At 69.8% G+C, this 17,135-nt stretch carries 14 protein-coding genes and 1 tRNA gene; 10 read left to right on the forward strand and 5 right to left on the reverse strand.

All coding sequences use genetic code 11. The features are described from left to right. Window positions 1–88 precede the first annotated feature (88 nt). The 3 genes from gltB (at window position 89) to pyk (ending at window position 7,678) form a co-directional block, all read left to right on the forward strand. Window positions 89–4,642 (forward strand): glutamate synthase large subunit, encoded by a 4,554-nt coding sequence (gene gltB / locus PD653B2_RS18430; RefSeq protein ID WP_242665339.1) that lies wholly within the window; start codon window positions 89–91, stop codon window positions 4,640–4,642. Between the two features lie 32 nt (window positions 4,643–4,674). Then, on the forward strand, window positions 4,675–6,144 hold the full coding sequence (locus PD653B2_RS18435; RefSeq protein WP_085873861.1) for a glutamate synthase subunit beta: 1,470 nt from the start codon (window positions 4,675–4,677) through the stop codon (window positions 6,142–6,144). Between the two features lie 61 nt (window positions 6,145–6,205). Further along, entirely contained in the window at window positions 6,206–7,678 is a 1,473-nt protein-coding gene (pyk, locus tag PD653B2_RS18440) for a pyruvate kinase (protein ID WP_085873862.1), read from the forward strand. Between the two features lie 117 nt (window positions 7,679–7,795). Here pyk and PD653B2_RS18445 read toward each other — a convergent pair whose 3' ends face one another. Together PD653B2_RS18445 and PD653B2_RS18450 are read right to left on the reverse strand one after the other, a co-directional pair. Beyond that, window positions 7,796–7,987, reverse strand: a complete 192-nt coding sequence (locus PD653B2_RS18445; protein ID WP_165763534.1) for a PLDc N-terminal domain-containing protein — start codon at window positions 7,985–7,987, stop codon at window positions 7,796–7,798. A 40-nt stretch (window positions 7,988–8,027) separates the two neighbouring features. Beyond that, window positions 8,028–8,100 (reverse strand) — tRNA-Leu (locus PD653B2_RS18450). 113 nt (window positions 8,101–8,213) lie between these two features. Here PD653B2_RS18450 and PD653B2_RS18455 point away from each other — a divergent pair. From PD653B2_RS18455 to PD653B2_RS18480, 6 genes are all read left to right on the forward strand, one after another. Beyond that, window positions 8,214–8,399, forward strand: coding sequence for a hypothetical protein (locus tag PD653B2_RS18455; protein WP_085873864.1), 186 nt, complete (start codon window positions 8,214–8,216; stop codon window positions 8,397–8,399). Between the two features lie 45 nt (window positions 8,400–8,444). Beyond that, the gene (locus tag PD653B2_RS18460) at window positions 8,445–9,071 is read left to right on the forward strand and encodes an ANTAR domain-containing response regulator (RefSeq protein ID WP_089504018.1); all 627 of its coding nucleotides are present in this window, start codon (window positions 8,445–8,447) and stop codon (window positions 9,069–9,071) included. A 230-nt stretch (window positions 9,072–9,301) separates the two neighbouring features. Then, entirely contained in the window at window positions 9,302–10,555 is a 1,254-nt protein-coding gene (locus PD653B2_RS18465) for a branched-chain amino acid ABC transporter permease (RefSeq protein ID WP_085873866.1), read from the forward strand. Window positions 10,556–10,569: 14 nt separating this feature from the next. Then, window positions 10,570–11,745, forward strand: a complete 1,176-nt coding sequence (locus PD653B2_RS18470; protein WP_089504019.1) for a branched-chain amino acid ABC transporter permease — start codon at window positions 10,570–10,572, stop codon at window positions 11,743–11,745. After that, window positions 11,738–12,724 carry an ABC transporter ATP-binding protein gene (locus tag PD653B2_RS18475; protein WP_207559321.1) on the forward strand — a complete coding sequence of 329 codons (987 nt, stop codon included), beginning with the start codon at window positions 11,738–11,740 and terminating at the stop codon, window positions 12,722–12,724. Before PD653B2_RS18470 ends, PD653B2_RS18475 begins: the two co-directional genes overlap by 8 nt. After that, entirely contained in the window at window positions 12,721–13,503 is a 783-nt protein-coding gene (locus tag PD653B2_RS18480; RefSeq protein ID WP_085873867.1) for an ABC transporter ATP-binding protein, read from the forward strand. Before PD653B2_RS18475 ends, PD653B2_RS18480 begins: the two co-directional genes overlap by 4 nt. 240 nt (window positions 13,504–13,743) lie before the next feature. Here PD653B2_RS18480 and PD653B2_RS18485 read toward each other — a convergent pair whose 3' ends face one another. Both PD653B2_RS18485 and PD653B2_RS18490 read right to left on the reverse strand, forming a co-directional pair. Next, window positions 13,744–15,078, reverse strand: coding sequence for an ABC transporter substrate-binding protein (locus tag PD653B2_RS18485; protein ID WP_085873868.1), 1,335 nt, complete (start codon window positions 15,076–15,078; stop codon window positions 13,744–13,746). Window positions 15,079–15,249: 171 nt separating this feature from the next. Then, window positions 15,250–15,996 carry a DUF554 domain-containing protein gene (locus PD653B2_RS18490; RefSeq protein WP_207559320.1) on the reverse strand — a complete coding sequence of 249 codons (747 nt, stop codon included), beginning with the start codon at window positions 15,994–15,996 and terminating at the stop codon, window positions 15,250–15,252. A 110-nt stretch (window positions 15,997–16,106) separates the two neighbouring features. Between PD653B2_RS18490 and PD653B2_RS18495 the strand changes: the two genes are divergently transcribed. Continuing rightward, the gene (locus PD653B2_RS18495; RefSeq protein WP_085873869.1) at window positions 16,107–16,682 is read left to right on the forward strand and encodes a GNAT family N-acetyltransferase; all 576 of its coding nucleotides are present in this window, start codon (window positions 16,107–16,109) and stop codon (window positions 16,680–16,682) included. Here PD653B2_RS18495 and PD653B2_RS18500 read toward each other — a convergent pair. After that, a complete protein-coding gene (locus PD653B2_RS18500; protein WP_085873870.1) occupies window positions 16,679–17,107 on the reverse strand; it encodes a PaaI family thioesterase in 429 nt (142 codons plus the stop codon). The two genes, PD653B2_RS18495 and PD653B2_RS18500, sit on opposite strands and share 4 nt — an antisense overlap. Between the last annotated feature and the right edge of the window lie 28 nt (window positions 17,108–17,135).

Below are 17,135 nucleotides of genomic sequence, written 5' to 3' on the forward strand. Positions count from 1 at the left end.
GTCCCCTGCCCATGCACAGCCGATTCGCCGGCGGCCCCGACAACGTCGTGGGGTCCGTGCGGCGCTGAAGACGACGGGAGAATGCCCGGTGCCCTACTCGCACGCATTCCCGCCGCCCCAAGGGCTCTACGACCCCCGCCACGAGCACGATGCGTGTGGTGTGGCGTTCGTCGCGACCCTGACCGGCGTCGCCAGTCACGACATCGTTGCCAAGGCCCTCACGGCCCTGCGCAACCTCGAGCACCGCGGAGCCGCGGGCGCCGAGCCCAACTCGGGCGACGGTGCCGGCATCTTGATGCAGGTCCCGGACGCGTTCCTGCGCGCCGTGACCGCCGAGGCCGGCTTCGAGCTCCCGGGCCAGCACGCGTACGCCGTCGGCACGGCCTTCCTGCCCGGCGACGACGAGGAGGTCACCAAGACCCGACGCCGGATCGAGGAGATCGCGGCCGAGGAGGGCCTGACCGTCCTCGGCTGGCGCGACGTCCCGACCCAGCCCGACATCCTCGGCAAGACCGCCCTGGGCGTGATGCCGTCGTTCAGCCAGCTGTTCGTGGCCGGCGCCGGCTCCCGCGTGACCGGGATGGCGCTCGAGCGGCTCGCCTTCTGCCTGCGCAAGCGCGCCGAGCGCGAGACCGACGTGTACTTCCCGTCGCTGTCGTCGCGCACGCTCGCCTACAAGGGCATGCTCACGACCGACCAGCTCGACAACTTCTTCCCCGACCTGGTCGACGAGCGGGTCGCCTCGGCGCTGGCCGTCGTGCACTCCCGCTTCTCGACGAACACGTTCCCGAGCTGGCCGCTGGCGCACCCGTTCCGGTTCATCGCCCACAACGGCGAGATCAACACCGTGATGGGCAACCGCAACTGGATGCGGGCCCGCGAGGCGCTGCTCGACTCCGACCTGATCCCGGGCGACCTCGAGCGGCTCTTCCCGATCTGCACCCCGGGGGCCTCCGACTCGGCGTCGTTCGACGAGGTCCTCGAGCTCCTCCACATGGGTGGCCGGACGCTGCCCCACTCGGTGCTGATGATGATCCCCGAGGCGTGGGAGAACCACGCCGAGATGGACGCCAAGCGCCGCGCGTTCTACGAGTTCCACTCCACGATGATGGAGCCGTGGGACGGCCCCGCCTGCGTCGTCTTCACCGACGGCTCCCAGATCGGCGCGGTCCTCGACCGCAACGGCCTGCGCCCGTCGCGCTACTGGGTCACCGACGACGGCCTGGTCGTGCTGGCCTCCGAGGTCGGCGTCCTCGACCTCGACCCCGCCTCCATCGTCCGCAAGGGCCGGCTCCAGCCGGGCCGGATGTTCCTCGTCGACACCGACGAGCACCGGATCATCGAGGACGAGGAGATCAAGACCCAGCTCGCCTCGGAGCACCCCTACGACGAGTGGCTGCACGCCGGCCTGATCCACCTCGACGACGTCACCGAGCGCGAGCACATCATCCACACGCACGCCTCGGTGACCCGCCGCCAGCAGGTCTTCGGCTACACCGAGGAGGAGCTGCGGGTCATCCTCACCCCGATGGCCAACACCGGCGGCGAGCCGCTCGGGTCGATGGGCACCGACACGCCCATCGCCGCGCTGAGCGCCAAGCCGCGGCTCCTGTTCGACTACTTCAGCCAGCTGTTCGCCCAGGTCACCAACCCTCCGCTGGACGCGATCCGCGAGGAGCTGGTCACGTCGCTGGCCGGCACCATCGGCCCGGAGGCCAACCTGCTCGACCCGGCGCCGGCCTCCTGTCGGATGGTCGTGATGCCGTTCCCGGTCATCTCCAACGACGACCTCGCCAAGATCCGCCACATCAACCGTGACGGCGACATGCCGGGCTTCATCACCCACGTGGCGCGCGGTCTCTACCCCGTCGAGGGCGGAGGAGCGGCGATGGCCGAGCGGATCGAGGAGGTCTGCCAGGAGGTGTCCGCGGCGATCGCCGACGGCGCCCGCGTCATCGTGCTCTCCGACCGGCACTCCACGGCCGAGCTGGCCCCGATCCCGTCGCTGCTGCTCACCGGTGCGGTCCACCACCACCTGGTCCGCGAGAAGACCCGCACCCAGGTCGGGCTGCTGGTCGAGTCCGGCGACGTGCGCGAGGTGCACCACGTCGCGCTGCTCGTCGGGTACGGCGCGGCCGCGGTCAACCCGTACCTCGCGATGGAGTCCGTCGAGGACCTCGCCCGCGAGGGCTACTACGTCAAGACCGACGGCGAGAAGGCCGTCGCCAACCTGATCAAGGCGCTCGGCAAGGGCGTCCTCAAGGTGATGTCCAAGATGGGCGTCTCGACTGTGGCGTCGTACACCGGTGCCCAGATCTTCGAGGCGGTCGGCCTCTCGCAGGCGGTCGTCGACAAGTACTTCACCGGCACGACCTCCAAGCTCGGCGGCGTCGAGCTGGACACGATCGCGGAGGAGGTCGCGCAGCGGCACGCCACGGCGTACCCCCGCGGCGGCATCGCGCCGGCGCACCGCGAGCTCGAGATCGGCGGCGAGTACCAGTGGCGCCGCGAGGGCGAGCCGCACCTGTTCGACCCCGAGACCGTCTTCCGCCTCCAGCACGCCACGCGCGCGGGTCGCTACGACGTCTTCAAGCAGTACACCTCCCGCGTGGACGAGCAGTCCGAGCGGCTGATGACGCTGCGCGGCATGTTCCGCTTCAAGGACGCCGAGGGGACCGGGCGTGCCCCGATCCCGATCGAGGAGGTCGAGCCGGTCTCCGAGATCGTCAAGCGCTTCTCGACCGGTGCGATGTCGTACGGCTCCATCTCCAAGGAGGCGCACGAGACCCTCGCGATCGCCATGAACCGGCTGGGCGCGAAGTCCAACACCGGTGAGGGCGGCGAGGACCCGGACCGCCTCTACGACCCGGAGCGGCGCAGCTCGATCAAGCAGGTCGCGTCCGGTCGCTTCGGTGTCACATCGGAGTACCTCACCAACGCCGACGACATCCAGATCAAGATGGCGCAGGGCGCCAAGCCCGGCGAGGGCGGTCAGCTGCCCGGCAACAAGGTCTACCCGTGGGTGGCCAAGACCCGGCACTCCACGCCGGGTGTGGGCCTGATCAGCCCGCCGCCGCACCACGACATCTACTCGATCGAGGACCTGGCGCAGCTGATCCACGACCTCAAGAACGCCAACCCGAGCGCCCGCGTCCACGTGAAGCTGGTCTCCGAGGTCGGCGTCGGCACGGTCGCGACCGGCGTCTCCAAGGCGCACGCCGACGTGGTGCTCATCTCCGGCCACGACGGCGGCACCGGCGCCGCGCCGCTCACGTCGCTCAAGCACGCGGGTGGACCCTGGGAGCTCGGCCTGGCCGAGACCCAGCAGACGCTGCTGCTCAACGGCCTGCGCGACCGGATCGTCGTGCAGACCGACGGCCAGCTCAAGACCGGCCGCGACGTCGTGGTCGCCGCGCTGCTCGGCGCGGAGGAGTACGGCTTCGCCTCGGCCCCGCTGGTGGTCTCCGGCTGCATCATGATGCGGGTCTGCCACCTCGACACCTGCCCCGTGGGCGTCGCGACGCAGAACCCGGTCCTGCGGGAGCGCTACTCCGGCAAGGCCGAGTACGTCGTGAACTTCTTCGAGTACATCGCCGAGGAGGTGCGCGAGATCCTGGCCGAGCTGGGCTTCCGCACCCTCGCCGAGGCGATCGGCCAGGTCGACACCCTCGACGTCGCCGAGGCGGTCGACCACTGGAAGGCCGCGGGTCTCGACCTCACGCCGATCCTGCACAAGCCCGAGCTCCCCGAGGGCGCCGCGCTGCGCAACACGACGACCCAGGACCACGGCCTCGACAAGGCGCTCGACGTCACCGACCTGGTGCCGCTCGCGAAGGCGGCGCTGGAGTCCGGGGAGCCGGTGCGCGCGCAGGTCGCGATCCGCAACGTCAACCGCACGGTCGGCACGATCCTCGGCCACGAGGTCACCAAGAGGTACGGCGGTGACGGTCTGCCCGAAGGCACCATCGACATCACGTTCCTCGGTTCGGCGGGCCAGTCGTTCGGCGCGTTCGTGCCGAAGGGCATCACGCTGCGGCTCGAGGGCGACGCCAACGACTACGTCGGCAAGGGTCTGTCCGGCGGTCGGATCGTCGTTCGCCCCGACCGGGCCGCGACGTTCCGGGCCGACGAGCAGATCATCGCCGGCAACGTGATCGCGTACGGCGCGACCTCGGGCGAGATCTTCATCCGCGGCGGCGTGGGCGAGCGGTGCTGCGTGCGCAACTCCGGCGCGCGGGTCGTGACCGAGGGCGTGGGCGACCACGGCTGCGAGTACATGACCGGCGGCCGCGTCGCGGTCCTCGGCAAGACCGGTCGCAACTTCGCGGCCGGCATGTCCGGAGGCGTGGCCTGGGTGCTCGACCTGTTGCCCGGCCGCGTCAACCAGGAGCTCGTCGAGCTCGGCCCCGTCACCGGCGACGCGGCCGTCGAGCTCGAGAAGATGGTGCGGGCGCACCTCGAGGAGACCGGTTCGACGGTCGCCGAGGAGCTGCTCGCCGACTGGGATACCTCGCTGACGCGCTTCACCGAGGTCATGCCCACCGACTACCGCAAGTCGCTCGAGGTCAAGGCCAAGGCGGAAGCCGACGGCCTGGACGAGAACGAGACGGCGCACGCGATGATGGAGGCACTCCATGGATGAGCGAAGCGAAGGAATGGAGGGGGTGGCGCAGCATGGCTGACCCCAAAGGCTTTCTCAAGTACGGCCGCGAGGTCGCCGAGCGGCGTCCGGTCGAGGAGCGGATCCACGACTGGAACGAGGTCTACCCCGGCAGCGCCGGGCGGGCCCTGCTCCCGATCATCACCGAGCAGGCCGGGCGCTGCATGGACTGCGGCATCCCGTTCTGCCACCAGGGCTGCCCGCTCGGGAACATCATCCCGGAGTGGAACGACCTGGTCTGGCGCGACGACTGGGACGGCGCGATCGAGCGCCTGCACGCGACCAACAACTTCCCGGAGTTCACCGGTCGCCTCTGCCCCGCCCCCTGCGAGACCGCCTGCGTGCTGGGCATCAACCAGGACCCGGTCACGATCAAGAACGTCGAGGTCTCGATCATCGACAAGGCCTGGGAGTCGGGCATGGTCCGGCCCCAGCCGCCGGAGTGGCTCTCGGGCCGCACGGTCGCCGTCATCGGCTCGGGCCCGGCGGGCCTGGCTGCGGCGCAGCAGCTCACCCGCGCCGGTCACACGGTCGCCGTCTACGAGCGGGCCGACAAGATCGGCGGCCTGCTGCGCTACGGCATCCCCGAGTTCAAGATGGAGAAGAAGCACCTCGACAAGCGCCTCGAGCAGATGCGCCGCGAGGGCACCGTCTTCCGGGCCGGCGTCAACGTCGGCGAGGACAAGATGACCGGCGACAAGCTGCGCGAGCGGTACGACGCCGTCGTCCTCGCCATGGGTGCCACCCAGGCGCGCGACCTCGACGCCCCGGGCCGCGAGCTCGGCGGCATCCACCAGGCCATGGAGTTCCTGCCGCAGGCCAACCGGGTCGCGCTCGGCGAAGAGGTCGAGGGCCAGATCACGGCCACCGGCAAGCACGTCGTGATCATCGGCGGCGGCGACACGGGTGCCGACTGCCTCGGCACGTCGACCCGCCAGGGTGCCGCGTCGATCACGCAGCTCGAGATCATGCCCGAGCCCCCGGAGACCCGCCCGGCGGGCCAGCCGTGGCCGACGTACCCGATGACCTTCCGGGTCTCCTCGGCCCACGAGGAGGCAGGTGAGCGCGTCTACGCCGTCTCCACGAAGGAGTTCCTCGGCGACGAGGACGGCAACGTGCGCGCGCTGCGCCTGGTCGAGGTGGAGTTCGAGGCCGGCAAGTTCACCGAGGTCGAGGGCTCCGAGCACGAGATCCCGGCCCAGCTGGTGCTCTTCGCGATGGGGTTCACCGGCCCCGAGCGGGCCGGTCTCATCGAGCAGCTCGGCGTCGACCTCGACGAGCGCGGCAACGTCAAGCGCGACGCGTCGTACCTCTCGTCGGTGCCCGGCGTGTTCGTGGCCGGCGACGCCGGTCGCGGTCAGTCGCTCATCGTCTGGGCGATCGCCGAGGGCCGGGCCGCCGCGTCGAAGGTGGACGAGTTCCTGACGGGTTCGACGACGCTGCCGGCGCCGATCGCGCCGACGGAGCGCCCGCTCGTCGTATGAGAGTCGCCCAGGACCCGGGGTTCGGTCTTTGAACGATCAAAGTCACGCTAGGGTAGGGCCCGTGCGTAGAGCCAAGATCGTCTGCACCCTGGGTCCGGCGACCTCGTCGCCGCGGCGCATCCGCGAACTCGTGTACGCCGGGATGGACGTCGCCCGGCTGAACATGAGCCATGGCACCCACGAGGACCACGCCGAGGCGTACCGCCTCGTGCGCGAGGCCTCGGACGCCAGCGGCCACGGCGTCGGCATCTTCGCCGACCTCCAGGGCCCGAAGATCCGGCTCTCGACCTTCGACGACGGCCCCGTCGTGCTCCACCGCGGCCAGCAGTGGACGATCACGACGCGCGACGTGCCCGGTGACGACCAGGTGGCCGGCACGACGTACCAGGGCCTGCCCGGTGACGTGAACGTCGGCGACCCGATCCTCATCGACGACGGCAAGGTCCGGCTGCGGGTGACCGGTGTCGAAGGCACCGACGTCCGCACCGAAGTCCTGGTCGGCGGCAAGGTCAGCAACCACAAGGGCATCAACCTCCCCGGCGTCGCGGTGTCCGTCCCCGCACTGTCGGAGAAGGACATCGAGGACCTGCGCTTCGCCCTGCACCTCACGGTCGACTTCATCGCGCTGAGCTTCGTGCGCGACGCGAAGGACGCGGACGACGTCCGCAAGATCATGGACGAGGAGGGCGTGCACCTCCCGATCATCGCCAAGATCGAGAAGCCCCAGGCGATCGAGAACCTCGACGAGGTCATCGACGCCTTCGACGGCTTCATGGTCGCCCGCGGTGACCTCGCCGTGGAGTGCCCGCTCGAGGACGTGCCGTTCCTGCAGAAGCAGATCGTGCGCAAGGCGCGCCTGCACGCGAAGCCGGTCATCGTCGCGACCCAGATGCTCGAGTCGATGATCTCGAGCCCGGCGCCCACCCGCGCCGAGGCCTCCGACGTCGCCAACGCCGTGCTCGACGGCGCCGACGCCGTGATGCTCTCCGGTGAGACCAGCGTGGGGGAGTACCCCGTGCACACGGTCGAGACCATGGCCCGGATCATCACGTCGACCGAGGAGCACGCGATCCAGTCCGGCGACGAGGTCGGCGTGTTCGCCAAGATCGACTGGGACCCGCACACCCGCTCCGGCGTGATCGCCAAGGCGGCCGAGGAGGTCGCCGAGCGGGTCGACGCCAAGTACGTCGTCGCGTTCACCACGAGCGGCGACTCCGCCCGCCGGATGTCGCGGCTGCGTGGCCCGGTGCCCGTCCTCGCGTTCACCCCGGTCCCCGCGGTCCGGTCCCAGCTCGCGATGAGCTGGGGCGTCGAGACGTTCCTGACCCAGATGGTCGAGCACACCGACGAGATGGTCCGCCAGGTCGACGAGCAGCTGCTCCAGATCGGCCGCGTCAGCGAGGGCGACCTGGTCGTGATCATCGCCGGGGCGCCTCCGGGCATCCCCGGCTCCACCAACGCGCTGCGCATCCACCGGATGGGCGACGCCATCAAGGGCGTCGCCCCGGCCTACCGCCGGTCGACGGACGCCTAGCTCGTACCTCGCCGCGGCGTCCGACCCCGACAGGTCGGCGGCCCGAACCCGGGCCGCCTCCCTCCTCGGCTGTGCGGTGCACGCACCCTGTGCACGTTCCCGCCCGAGGGCGATGCCTCAGACCACTGCGCTGCGCCCGCCGAACTCCTTGCGACCCCAGAGGGCCCACACGGCCGCGGTGACGATGGAGAAGAGGATCGCGCAGACGATCCAGATCACCTTGGCCGCGGTGCTCGCCGAGGAGCGTGCGACCTCGACGATCACCCAGATGGCGGCGACGAGACCGATGATGCCGATGACTGTGCCCATGTGGCGCTCCTTCGTGATGTGCGCGGCCGACCGGCCGGCGTGCCCCGAGTGGGATTCGAACCCACACTGAATGGTGTTTGAGACCATCGCCTCTGCCGTTGGGCTATCGGGGCCAGCGGCTGCAGAACCCTACCGAAACTCCCGGAGGCATGACGCCTTGGCAAAAGTCGAGTAACTAACTATTGTTTGTGGTCAACATCGGGTGCCGCACAGGTGGAGGTCGGTCATGGGGTCGTGGTGGAAGCCGTGGCAGTGGAGTCAGGACAGCAACCGGGCCGCGGTCGTCAACGCCCGCGCGGCGAGCACCGAGCTCAGCCGCCGGCGGGTCGAGCGTCAGGAGATCGAGCTCTTCCTCCGGCAGCACCGACGCGTGGCGGCAGCGACGCCCGCCGCGACCAGGCGTCCAGCCTGACGGTCCCGCGCGTACGGCGGGTCGCGGGCGGCTAGCCTTCTGCCCGTGAGCCAGCCGACCCACCCGCCGACCCCCGAGCCCGCGAGCGCCGCGACCCGTCGCGTCGTGATCGCCGAGGACGAGGTCCTGATCCGGATGGACCTCGCCGAGATGCTCTCCGAGGAGGGCTACGACGTGGTCGGCCAGGCGGGCGACGGCGAGATGGCCGTCCAGCTGGCCGAGGAGCTCCGACCCGACCTGGTCATCCTCGACGTCAAGATGCCGGTCCTCGACGGCATCGCCGCCGCGGAGCGGATTGCCGGTCAGCGGATCGCCCCGGTCGTCATCCTCACCGCCTTCTCGCAGCGGGACCTCGTCGAGCGGGCCCGCGACGCCGGCGCGATGGCGTACCTCGTGAAGCCCTTCTCCCAGACCGACCTGGTGCCCGCGATCGAGATGGCGGTCAGCCGCTTCGCCGAGCTGGCCATGCTCGAGTCCGAGGTCGCCGACCTCACCGAGCGTCTCGAGACCCGCAAGGCGGTCGACCGGGCCAAGAGCGTGCTGCAGCAGCAGCTGCAGCTGTCCGAGCCCGACGCGTTCCGCTGGATCCAGAAGACCGCGATGGACCTCCGCCTCTCGATGCGCCAGGTCGCGGACGGCGTGATCACGCACGGTCCGAGCATCGCGGGCTGACCGCCGGCACCTGTGGACGAGCAACGTCCGGATCACTCGCAGATCACGCTTCGGTAAAGGCGCACCGTGACCCGCCGATCGAACCGCGCGATGTGGCGCTGGACGGCGAGTTGACCCCTAGACTGCCGTCGGTGCCCGGCCGGGTGCCCGGAGGGAGGACCGAGTTGACGACTCGACACGCAGTCCGCGCACGGGCAGTGAGTAGGCGGGCCGCAGGCCTTCTCCTCGCCATGCTCGTCGCGCCCCTGATCGTCCTCCTCGGGCAGTCATCGGCGGGCGCCGTCGACACGCTCTGCCTCCCCGGCCCGGACAAGGCCTGCATCGCCGGCACGCTCCGCACCGAGGACGGCGTCCTCCCCGACGTCACGATCACCGTGACCGACGAGGCTGGCACCGTCCAGGAGGCGGTCACCAGTGACACCGGCAAGTGGAACGTCCAGGTCGACGAGGAGGGGACCTACACGGTCGCGCTCGACAAGACGACCCTCCCCAAGGACCTCGACGTCGCGAAGTCGGAGATCACGGTCCAGGCGAAGTTCGGCGCGACCCTGCCGGCTCTGTTCGACGTCCGCACCGCGTCGTACGACGCCTCCACGAGCAAGGTCGACGAGCTCGTCCAGAGCGGTGTCAACGGCCTGCGCCTGGGGCTCCTGCTCGCCCTGGCCTCCGTCGGGCTCTCGCTCATCTACGGCACGACCGGCCTCTCGAACTTCGCGCACGCGGAGCAGGTCACCCTCGGCGGCGTGCTCGGCTACCTGTTCGTGAACAGCTGGGGCCTGAACCTCTGGATCGGCGGAGTGCTGGTGGTCCTCGCCTGTGCGTTCTCGGGCTACTTCCAGGACCGGGTGCTCTGGCAGCCGCTCCGGCGCCGGGGCCTGGGCCTGACCCAGATGATCATCGTGACGATCGGTCTCTCGCTGTCGCTGCAGTACGTCTTCCAGTACTTCCTCGGCGCCGGGACGGTGCGCGTCGTCCAGGACAACCCGTCGGTGCGGACGTTCGGCTCGGTCACGATCACCAACCAGTCGCTGGTGGCGATGGCGATCTCGATCGTCGTCCTGGCCGCCGTCGGCTTCGCCCTGCTGCGCACCCGCATCGGCCGGGCCACCCGGGCGGTGTCGGACAACCCGGCCCTCGCCTCGGCCTCGGGCATCGACACCGACAAGGTGATCCGCCTGGTCTGGACGGTCGCGATGGGCCTGGCCGGACTCTCCGGGATCCTCTACGCGCTGGTCGTCAACGGCATCAAGTGGGACTCCGGTCTGCAGATCCTGCTGCTGCTGTTCGCGGCGGTCACGCTGGGTGGTCTCGGCACGGCGTTCGGCGCGCTGCTCGGCGCCCTGGTCATCGGCCTCGTCGTCGAGGTCTCCCCGGTGGTGGGCATGCCGGGTGACTTCAAGTACGCCACCGCGCTGTTGATCCTGATCCTGCTCCTGCTCGTGCGGCCCCAGGGCCTGCTCGGGAAGCCGCAGCGGGTCGGCTGAGGAAGGACGGGGACATGGACACCATCCAGGGAATTCTCAACGGCATGATGCGGGAGACGCTCTCCCCGCAGACCGCCGCCGTCGCCATCGCCGTCATCGGCCTCAACATCCACCTCGGCTTCACCGGCCTGCTGAACTTCGGCCAGGCCGGGTTCATGCTGCTGGGCGCCTACGGCATGGCGATCTCCGTCTGGCACGGCCTGCCGTTCGCCGTGGGCATCCTCTTCGGGCTGGGCGCCGCGCTCATCTTCGCGCTGGTGCTCGGCGTACCCACCCTGAAGCTGCGTGGTGACTACCTGGCGATCGTGACGATCTCGGCCGCCGAGATCCTCAGGTACGTCGGCAGATCGTCGCTGCTCTCGGACTTCACCGGTGCGGCCCAGGGCATCCCCGGCAGCCAGTACCGCACGCCCTTCACGTCGCTCTCCTTCTTCGGCAACGGCTCCTTCACCCTGTGGCCGTTCAACTACCTGGACGTCGCCGGCGGTGCCGCGTGGGTCCGGATCCTCGGGTGGATCGTGCTCGTCGCCCTGATCGTGGGGCTCGTCTACGTGCTGCGCGGCAAGGCCGGCCTCGCGGGCGGCGCCAAGGTCGGCGCCGCGGTCGTCCTGGGTGTCCTGGCCGTCCTCCTGGTCTTCTTCCTGTTCCCGGTCCCGAACCAGTCGACCGGCGTCAACGGCTGGTGGGTCCGGTTCGTCGCCTGGACGATCGTGGCCATCTGCACGTTCCTCGTGTTCCTGCTGGTCCGCAGCCCCTGGGGCCGGCTCCTGCGAGGCGTGCGCGAGGACGAGGACGCGATCCGCTCGCTCGGCAAGAACGTCTTCTCGATCAAGATGCAGGCGCTGATCATCGGCGGCCTGTTCGGTGCCATCGGCGGCATGATCTACGTGCTGCCGTCCAGCACCCAGCCCGACTCCATGGGCCGCTCGCTGACGTTCTTCTGCTACACCGCGCTGCTGATCGGCGGTGCCGCGACGATCTTCGGTCCGGTGCTCGGAGCGTTGATCTTCTTCGGCTGCCGGATCGGGATCAAGTACACCGCCTCGGCCTACATCCCGGACAGCGTGATGAACGCCCAGCAGACCGAGCAGTTCTCCTACATCGTGGTCGGTGTTGCGCTGATGCTGATCGTGATCTTCAGGCCACAAGGCATCCTGGGCAACAAGAGGGAGCTGCGCTTCGATGTCTGAGCACACCATCACGACCAACGACATGGCCGACCCGGCCGCCCGTACGGCCCTGGTCGCGACCCTCGACGCCACGCCCGGCGCGAGCAAGCCCGACCCGATCCTGGTCGTCGACCACATCGTGCGCCAGTTCGGCGGCATGACCGCCGTCGACGTGGGCCACCTCGAGGTCCAGCGCGGCATCATCACCGCGCTGATCGGCCCGAACGGTGCCGGCAAGACGACGTTCTTCAACCTGATCACCGGCTTCGACAAGCCGACCTCGGCGAAGCAGGGCGCGCACTGGTCCTTCGACGGGCGCAAGCTCGACAAGACCTCGGCGTCCAGCGTCGCCCAGGCCGGCATGGTCCGGACCTTCCAGCTCACCAAGGCGCTGAGCCGGATGACCGTGATCGAGAACATGATGCTCGGCGCCCAGAACCAGGCCGGGGAGAACCTCTTCAAGTCGATGTTCCACGGCGTCTGGCGTGCCCAGGAGCGCGAGATCGAGGCGAAGGCCGACGAGCTGCTCGCGCGCTTCAAGCTGCTCGAGAAGAAGCACGACTACGCCGGCAGCCTCTCCGGTGGTCAGCGCAAGCTGCTCGAGATGGCGCGCGCCCTGATGAGCGACCCGAAGATGATCATGCTCGACGAGCCGATGGCCGGCGTGAACCCGGCGCTGACCCAGTCGCTGCTCGGCCACATCCAGACCCTGCGCGACGAGGGCATGACCGTGCTCTTCGTCGAGCACGACATGCACGTCGTACGCCACATCTCCGACTGGGTCGCCGTGATGGCGGAGGGCCGACTGGTCGCCGAGGGTGCGGCCGACACGGTGATGTCCAACCCGGCCGTGATCGACGCCTACCTCGGCGCGCACCACGACACCGACCTCGGTGACGACGCGCTGCTGACCGACGAGGCGCTCGAGGAGATCGAGGCCGAGGTGGCGGCCGAGGAAGCCGAACGTCAGGCCGAGGAAGAGGCGGAGGGACTGCGATGACCGAGCAGCAGCAGGGCGGGGTCGCGACAGAGACCCGGAAGGCCGTCGTCGAGGCCAAGGACGTCGTCGCGGGCTACCTCCCGGGGGTCAACATCCTCAACGGGTGCAGCCTGGTCGCCTACCCCGGCGAGATGATCGGCATCATCGGCCCGAACGGCGCCGGCAAGTCGACCCTCCTCAAGGCGATGTTCGGCCTCGTGAAGGTGCACTCCGGCACGGTGGTGCTGGGCGACCGCGACATCACCAACCTGCGCACCAACCAGCTGGTGGAGATGGGTGTCGGCTTCGTGCCGCAGACCAACAACGTCTTCCCGTCGCTGAGCATCGAGGAGAACCTCCGCATGGGCCTCTTCCTCCGCCCGAAGAAGGCGGCGGAGCGCCTCAAGGCGATGTGGGACCTCTTCCCGGTCCTCCACGACCGCCGCAACCAGAGCGCGGGCGCCCTCTCCGGCGGTGAGCGCCAGTCGTTGGCGATGGCCCGTGCGCTGATGATGGAGCCCTCGGTGCTGCTGCTCGACGAGCCGTCCGCCGGCCTGTCGCCGGTCCGCCAGGACGAGACCTTCCTGCGCACCCGCCGGATCAACAAGACCGGCGTCTGCGTGGTCATGGTCGAGCAGAACGCCCGCCGCTGCCTCCAGATCTGCGACCGCGGCTACGTGCTCGACCAGGGCCGCGACGCCTACACCGGCACCGGCCGCGAGCTGGCCAACGACCCCAAGGTGATCGAGCTCTACCTCGGCACCCTGGCCAAGGACGTCGACGAGGCGCGCGAGCACTGATCGACCCGCGTCCTGCAGCTGAGGAGCTCCTCCCAGCCCTTCTGGGACTGTCACCGGGATAGTCCCTGACGATTCGGGCACCGTGCGGCGTGTCCGACCCCGGAAACGTCAGGGAGTATCCCGGTTGTCCAGCTGCCCGGAAGAAGGCAGGGCCTGCAGAAGGCAGGGCATGAAGAAGGGCCCCGGACCGTGAGGTCCGGGGCCCTTCAGCGTGGTGCCGAGGAGCTGATCAGCAGGCGATCAGCCCTTCGAGCCCTCCACCGTGCTGGTGAGCTCGTTCTTGTTGTTGGCGTCGAAGGTGTAGATGCCGACGAACGCCGACGACGGGTCGTTCTCGTCGTCGATCGGACCGATGCCCGAAGGTCCGGCGTACCGGATCTCCTTGCCGTCGCCGAGCAGGGCGACACAGTCGGCGTAGGTGTTGCACTCCTCGCCGTCCGTGGCGCCGGAGACCGCAGCCAGGTTCTTCTGGACCGTGACCGAGTCGGTCGCCCCGCCCTTCACCGCGGCGAGCGCGGCGAGGATGGTGGCGTCGTACGACTCAGCGCCGTACGAGTAGTCCGACAGCGGCTTGCCCTCGCCGACCTCGGCCCAACCGCTGAGGCGGTCCTTGAAGGTCTGGTCGGGGTCAGCACCCGGGATCGTGCCCTGGGCGCCGTCGAGGGTGCCCTTGGCGAAGTCCTTGCTGTAGTCGGCCGTGTTGCCGTCCGTGAAGTAGGTCTTGGACATGTCCCAGCCCTGCGACTTCAGCTCGGGGACGATCGACTTCGTCTCGTCGAAGGCGAGGACGACGATCGCGTCGGGCTTCGACGCGAGGGCGCTGCTGACCTCGGAGGAGAACGTCGTCTGTCCGGGCGGGAACTCGTCGCCCTGACCCTTGCAGCCGTAGGTGCAGGAGCCACCGGCGGCCTTGATGGTCTCCTCGACCGCGTTGCGGAGACCGGTGCCGTAGGTGTCCGCGAAGACGATGAACGCGACCTTCGAGTAACCGTCGGTGCTGATCAGCGTGCCGAGCGCGTTGCCCTGGACGCCGTCCGGCGGGGCGGTGCGGAAGTAGAACGGCGAGTAGCCACTCAGGTCCACCGCGGTGTTGGCCGGGGAGATCTCCGTGATCTTGTTGTCGGCGAACGTGTCGACGACGTTCAGCGAGACGCTGGACGACGCCGCACCGATGATCACGGAGGGCTTGGAGCTGACGAGCGTGCCTGCCGAAGCGGTCGAGACCGACATGTCGCTCGAGTCGCCCGAGTCCTGGACGTCGTGGCAGGCCTGGGCGCCGTTGACGCCGCCGGCCGCGTTGATGTCCGAGACAGCAAGGCCGACGCCCGCGATCTCCGGGGGACCGAGGAACGCGAGCGAGCCGGTGAGCGGCAGGATGCCACCCACCCGGAAGCTGTCCGCGCTGGTCTGGTTGGCGGCGCACTTGTCGTTGGTGAACGAGTCGGCCGGAGGCTCGCTCGACTCGGGGGCCGATGCGCTGGTGGGGGTGTCGCTGGGCGTGTCGCTTGCGTCATCCGACGAGCCGTCGGACCCGCAGGCTGCCAAGGCGAAACTGAGGACGGCGGTGCCGGCCATCAGTCGAACCCATGTGGCGGTTGTGGATCGATTCACGGGGTGAACCTTTCTGTCGCGTTGTTGCACTTCACCGCGCCCGCCCTCCCGGATGGTTGGGCATAGCCCTGTCACCGTAGGACCGGGGGTCTGGTGCCGGGCCGTACGGCACCCTGTCGTTAGCGAACCGTTACGTCAATGAAGTGCGGCGGCGCACTGGACCAGAATCGGCGCGACGAGCAGCGCGGGCAGCAGGTCGGCCACCGGGATCTCCCGCACCCGGAGGAGGCGCAGCGCCACGCCGACGAGCAGCAGCCCCCCGGTGGCCGTGATCGCGGCGAGGTGGGCGTCGGGGAGCACGTCGCCCAGGGCGAGCCCCAGCAGCGTGAGCGACCCCTGCACGACGACCACGGTGAGCGCGCTGGCGGCCACGCCCCAGCCGAACGACGCCGCGAAGGCGATCGCCGCGAACCCGTCCAGCGCGGCCTTGAGGAACAGCTGGTCGGCGCCGTTGCCCAAGCCGTCGTTGAGTGAGCCGAGGATGGTCAGCGGGCCGGTGCAGAAGACCAGCGAGGAGATCACGAACCCCTCGACGAACCGGTGCCGCTCGGCCGAGTCGGCCCCGCCCGACAGGCGACCCTGGAGCCAGCCGCCGAAGGACTCCACGCGCGACTCCAGGCGGAGCAGCGACCCGACGATGCCGCCGACCAGGAGCGAGCCCAGCACGATCAGCATCGGGGCGCTGTCGCCGACCTTGTCGGCCAGGTCGTCGTCCAGGACGGCGATCGCCGACGTCCCCGCGATGAGCAGCGTCACCAGCCCCAGCGCGTCGGTGACGACGTCGCGGGTGCGGGTCGGGAGACGGTTGCCGAGCAGCACCCCGAGGGTCGCTCCGACGAGGACGGTGGCCACGTTGACCAGGGTGCCGATACCGGGGATCAAGGGACTCCTCTGACAGGACAGCGACGCTGAGCGTAGTCTCCTGGGGTGGTGCTGCGTTCGGGGGACACGAGACGTGGCGTACGTGTGGAGAACCGGAAGGCCATGACCCGATGACCCGAACCCAGGTGTCGCTCAGGATGGCCGTGCCCTCGGATGCGCCGGACCTCGCCGACCTGTGGACCGACGTCCTCCGGCGGACCACTGTCGAGGACCAGGCGGCCGACCTCGAGCTCATCATCGCGGGCCTCGACGACTCGACCGTCGAGCGGATCATCGTGGCCGAGTACGACGGTGAGTTCGCCGGCGCCGTCTACCTCCAGGCGACCACCCTGTCGCCGCTCAACCTCGAGCCGGTCGTCCGGGCGCTGTCGCCGCACGTGCTGCCCCGCTTCCAGCGGCACGGGATCGGCAGCGCGCTCATGGACGCCGCCGTGACGTGGGCCGAGGAGCTCGGCATCGGTCACGTCGCCACCGCCGCGGTCGCGGGTTCGCGCGACGCCAACCGCTTCATGGCGCGGATCGCCCTCGGTCCGTACGCCGTGCTCCGCGTCGCCACCACGCACGCCGTCCGCAGTCGCCTCAGCGCGCACCGCCGCCCGGCCCAGTCGTCCGGCGGTCGTCAGCTCACGCAGGTCCTCGCCGCGCGCCGCTCGATGCGGCGCAGCCGCGCCGGTGCAGAAGGCTAGGTGTACCGCTCCCGCGGCATCAGCGCGCAGGTGATCCGCGAGGTGCAGACCCGCTTGCCGCGCTCGTCGGTGATGACGACCTCGTAGCACGCGCTGCTCCGCCCGAGGTGGATGGCGGTCGCGACGCCGGTCACCGTGCCCGACGTGGCGGAGCGGTGGTGGGTCGCGTTGATGTCGACGCCGACCGAGAGCTTGTCGGGGTGAGCGTGCACGGCCGAGCCGACCGAGCCGAGGGTCTCGGCGAGCACGACGGACGCGCCCCCGTGCAGCAGCCCGTACGGCTGGGTGTTGCCCTCGACGGGCATCGTGCCGACGACCCGCTCGGCGGAGATCTCGGTGAGCCGGATGCCCATCTTCTCGTTGAGCCCGCCCATGCCCTCGGGCATGGAGGAGATGTAGTCGTCGATGCTCAGCTCGTCGCTCATGGCCCCATCCTGCCGGTCGGCGGTCGCC

Origin of the sequence: Nocardioides sp. PD653-B2 (genome assembly GCF_002117935.1) — a bacterium.
Lineage (GTDB): Bacteria > Actinomycetota > Actinomycetes > Propionibacteriales > Nocardioidaceae > Nocardioides.

Excerpts from the sequence above, each read along its gene's own strand:
- PD653B2_RS18435 (WP_085873861.1), top strand. The coding sequence starts at position 4,675 with ATGGCTGACCCCAAAGGCTTTCTCAAGTACGGCCGCGAGGTCGCCGAG.
- PD653B2_RS18445 (WP_165763534.1), bottom strand. The coding sequence starts at position 7,987 with ATGGGCACAGTCATCGGCATCATCGGTCTCGTCGCCGCCATCTGGGTG.
- PD653B2_RS18455 (WP_085873864.1), top strand. The coding sequence starts at position 8,214 with ATGGGGTCGTGGTGGAAGCCGTGGCAGTGGAGTCAGGACAGCAACCGG.
- PD653B2_RS18465 (WP_085873866.1), top strand. The coding sequence starts at position 9,302 with ATGCTCGTCGCGCCCCTGATCGTCCTCCTCGGGCAGTCATCGGCGGGC.
- PD653B2_RS18470 (WP_089504019.1), top strand. The coding sequence starts at position 10,570 with ATGGACACCATCCAGGGAATTCTCAACGGCATGATGCGGGAGACGCTC.
- PD653B2_RS18475 (WP_207559321.1), top strand. The coding sequence starts at position 11,738 with ATGTCTGAGCACACCATCACGACCAACGACATGGCCGACCCGGCCGCC.
- PD653B2_RS18480 (WP_085873867.1), top strand. The coding sequence starts at position 12,721 with ATGACCGAGCAGCAGCAGGGCGGGGTCGCGACAGAGACCCGGAAGGCC.
- PD653B2_RS18485 (WP_085873868.1), bottom strand. The coding sequence starts at position 15,078 with ATGGCCGGCACCGCCGTCCTCAGTTTCGCCTTGGCAGCCTGCGGGTCC.
- PD653B2_RS18495 (WP_085873869.1), top strand. The coding sequence starts at position 16,107 with ATGACCCGAACCCAGGTGTCGCTCAGGATGGCCGTGCCCTCGGATGCG.
- PD653B2_RS18500 (WP_085873870.1), bottom strand. The coding sequence starts at position 17,107 with ATGAGCGACGAGCTGAGCATCGACGACTACATCTCCTCCATGCCCGAG.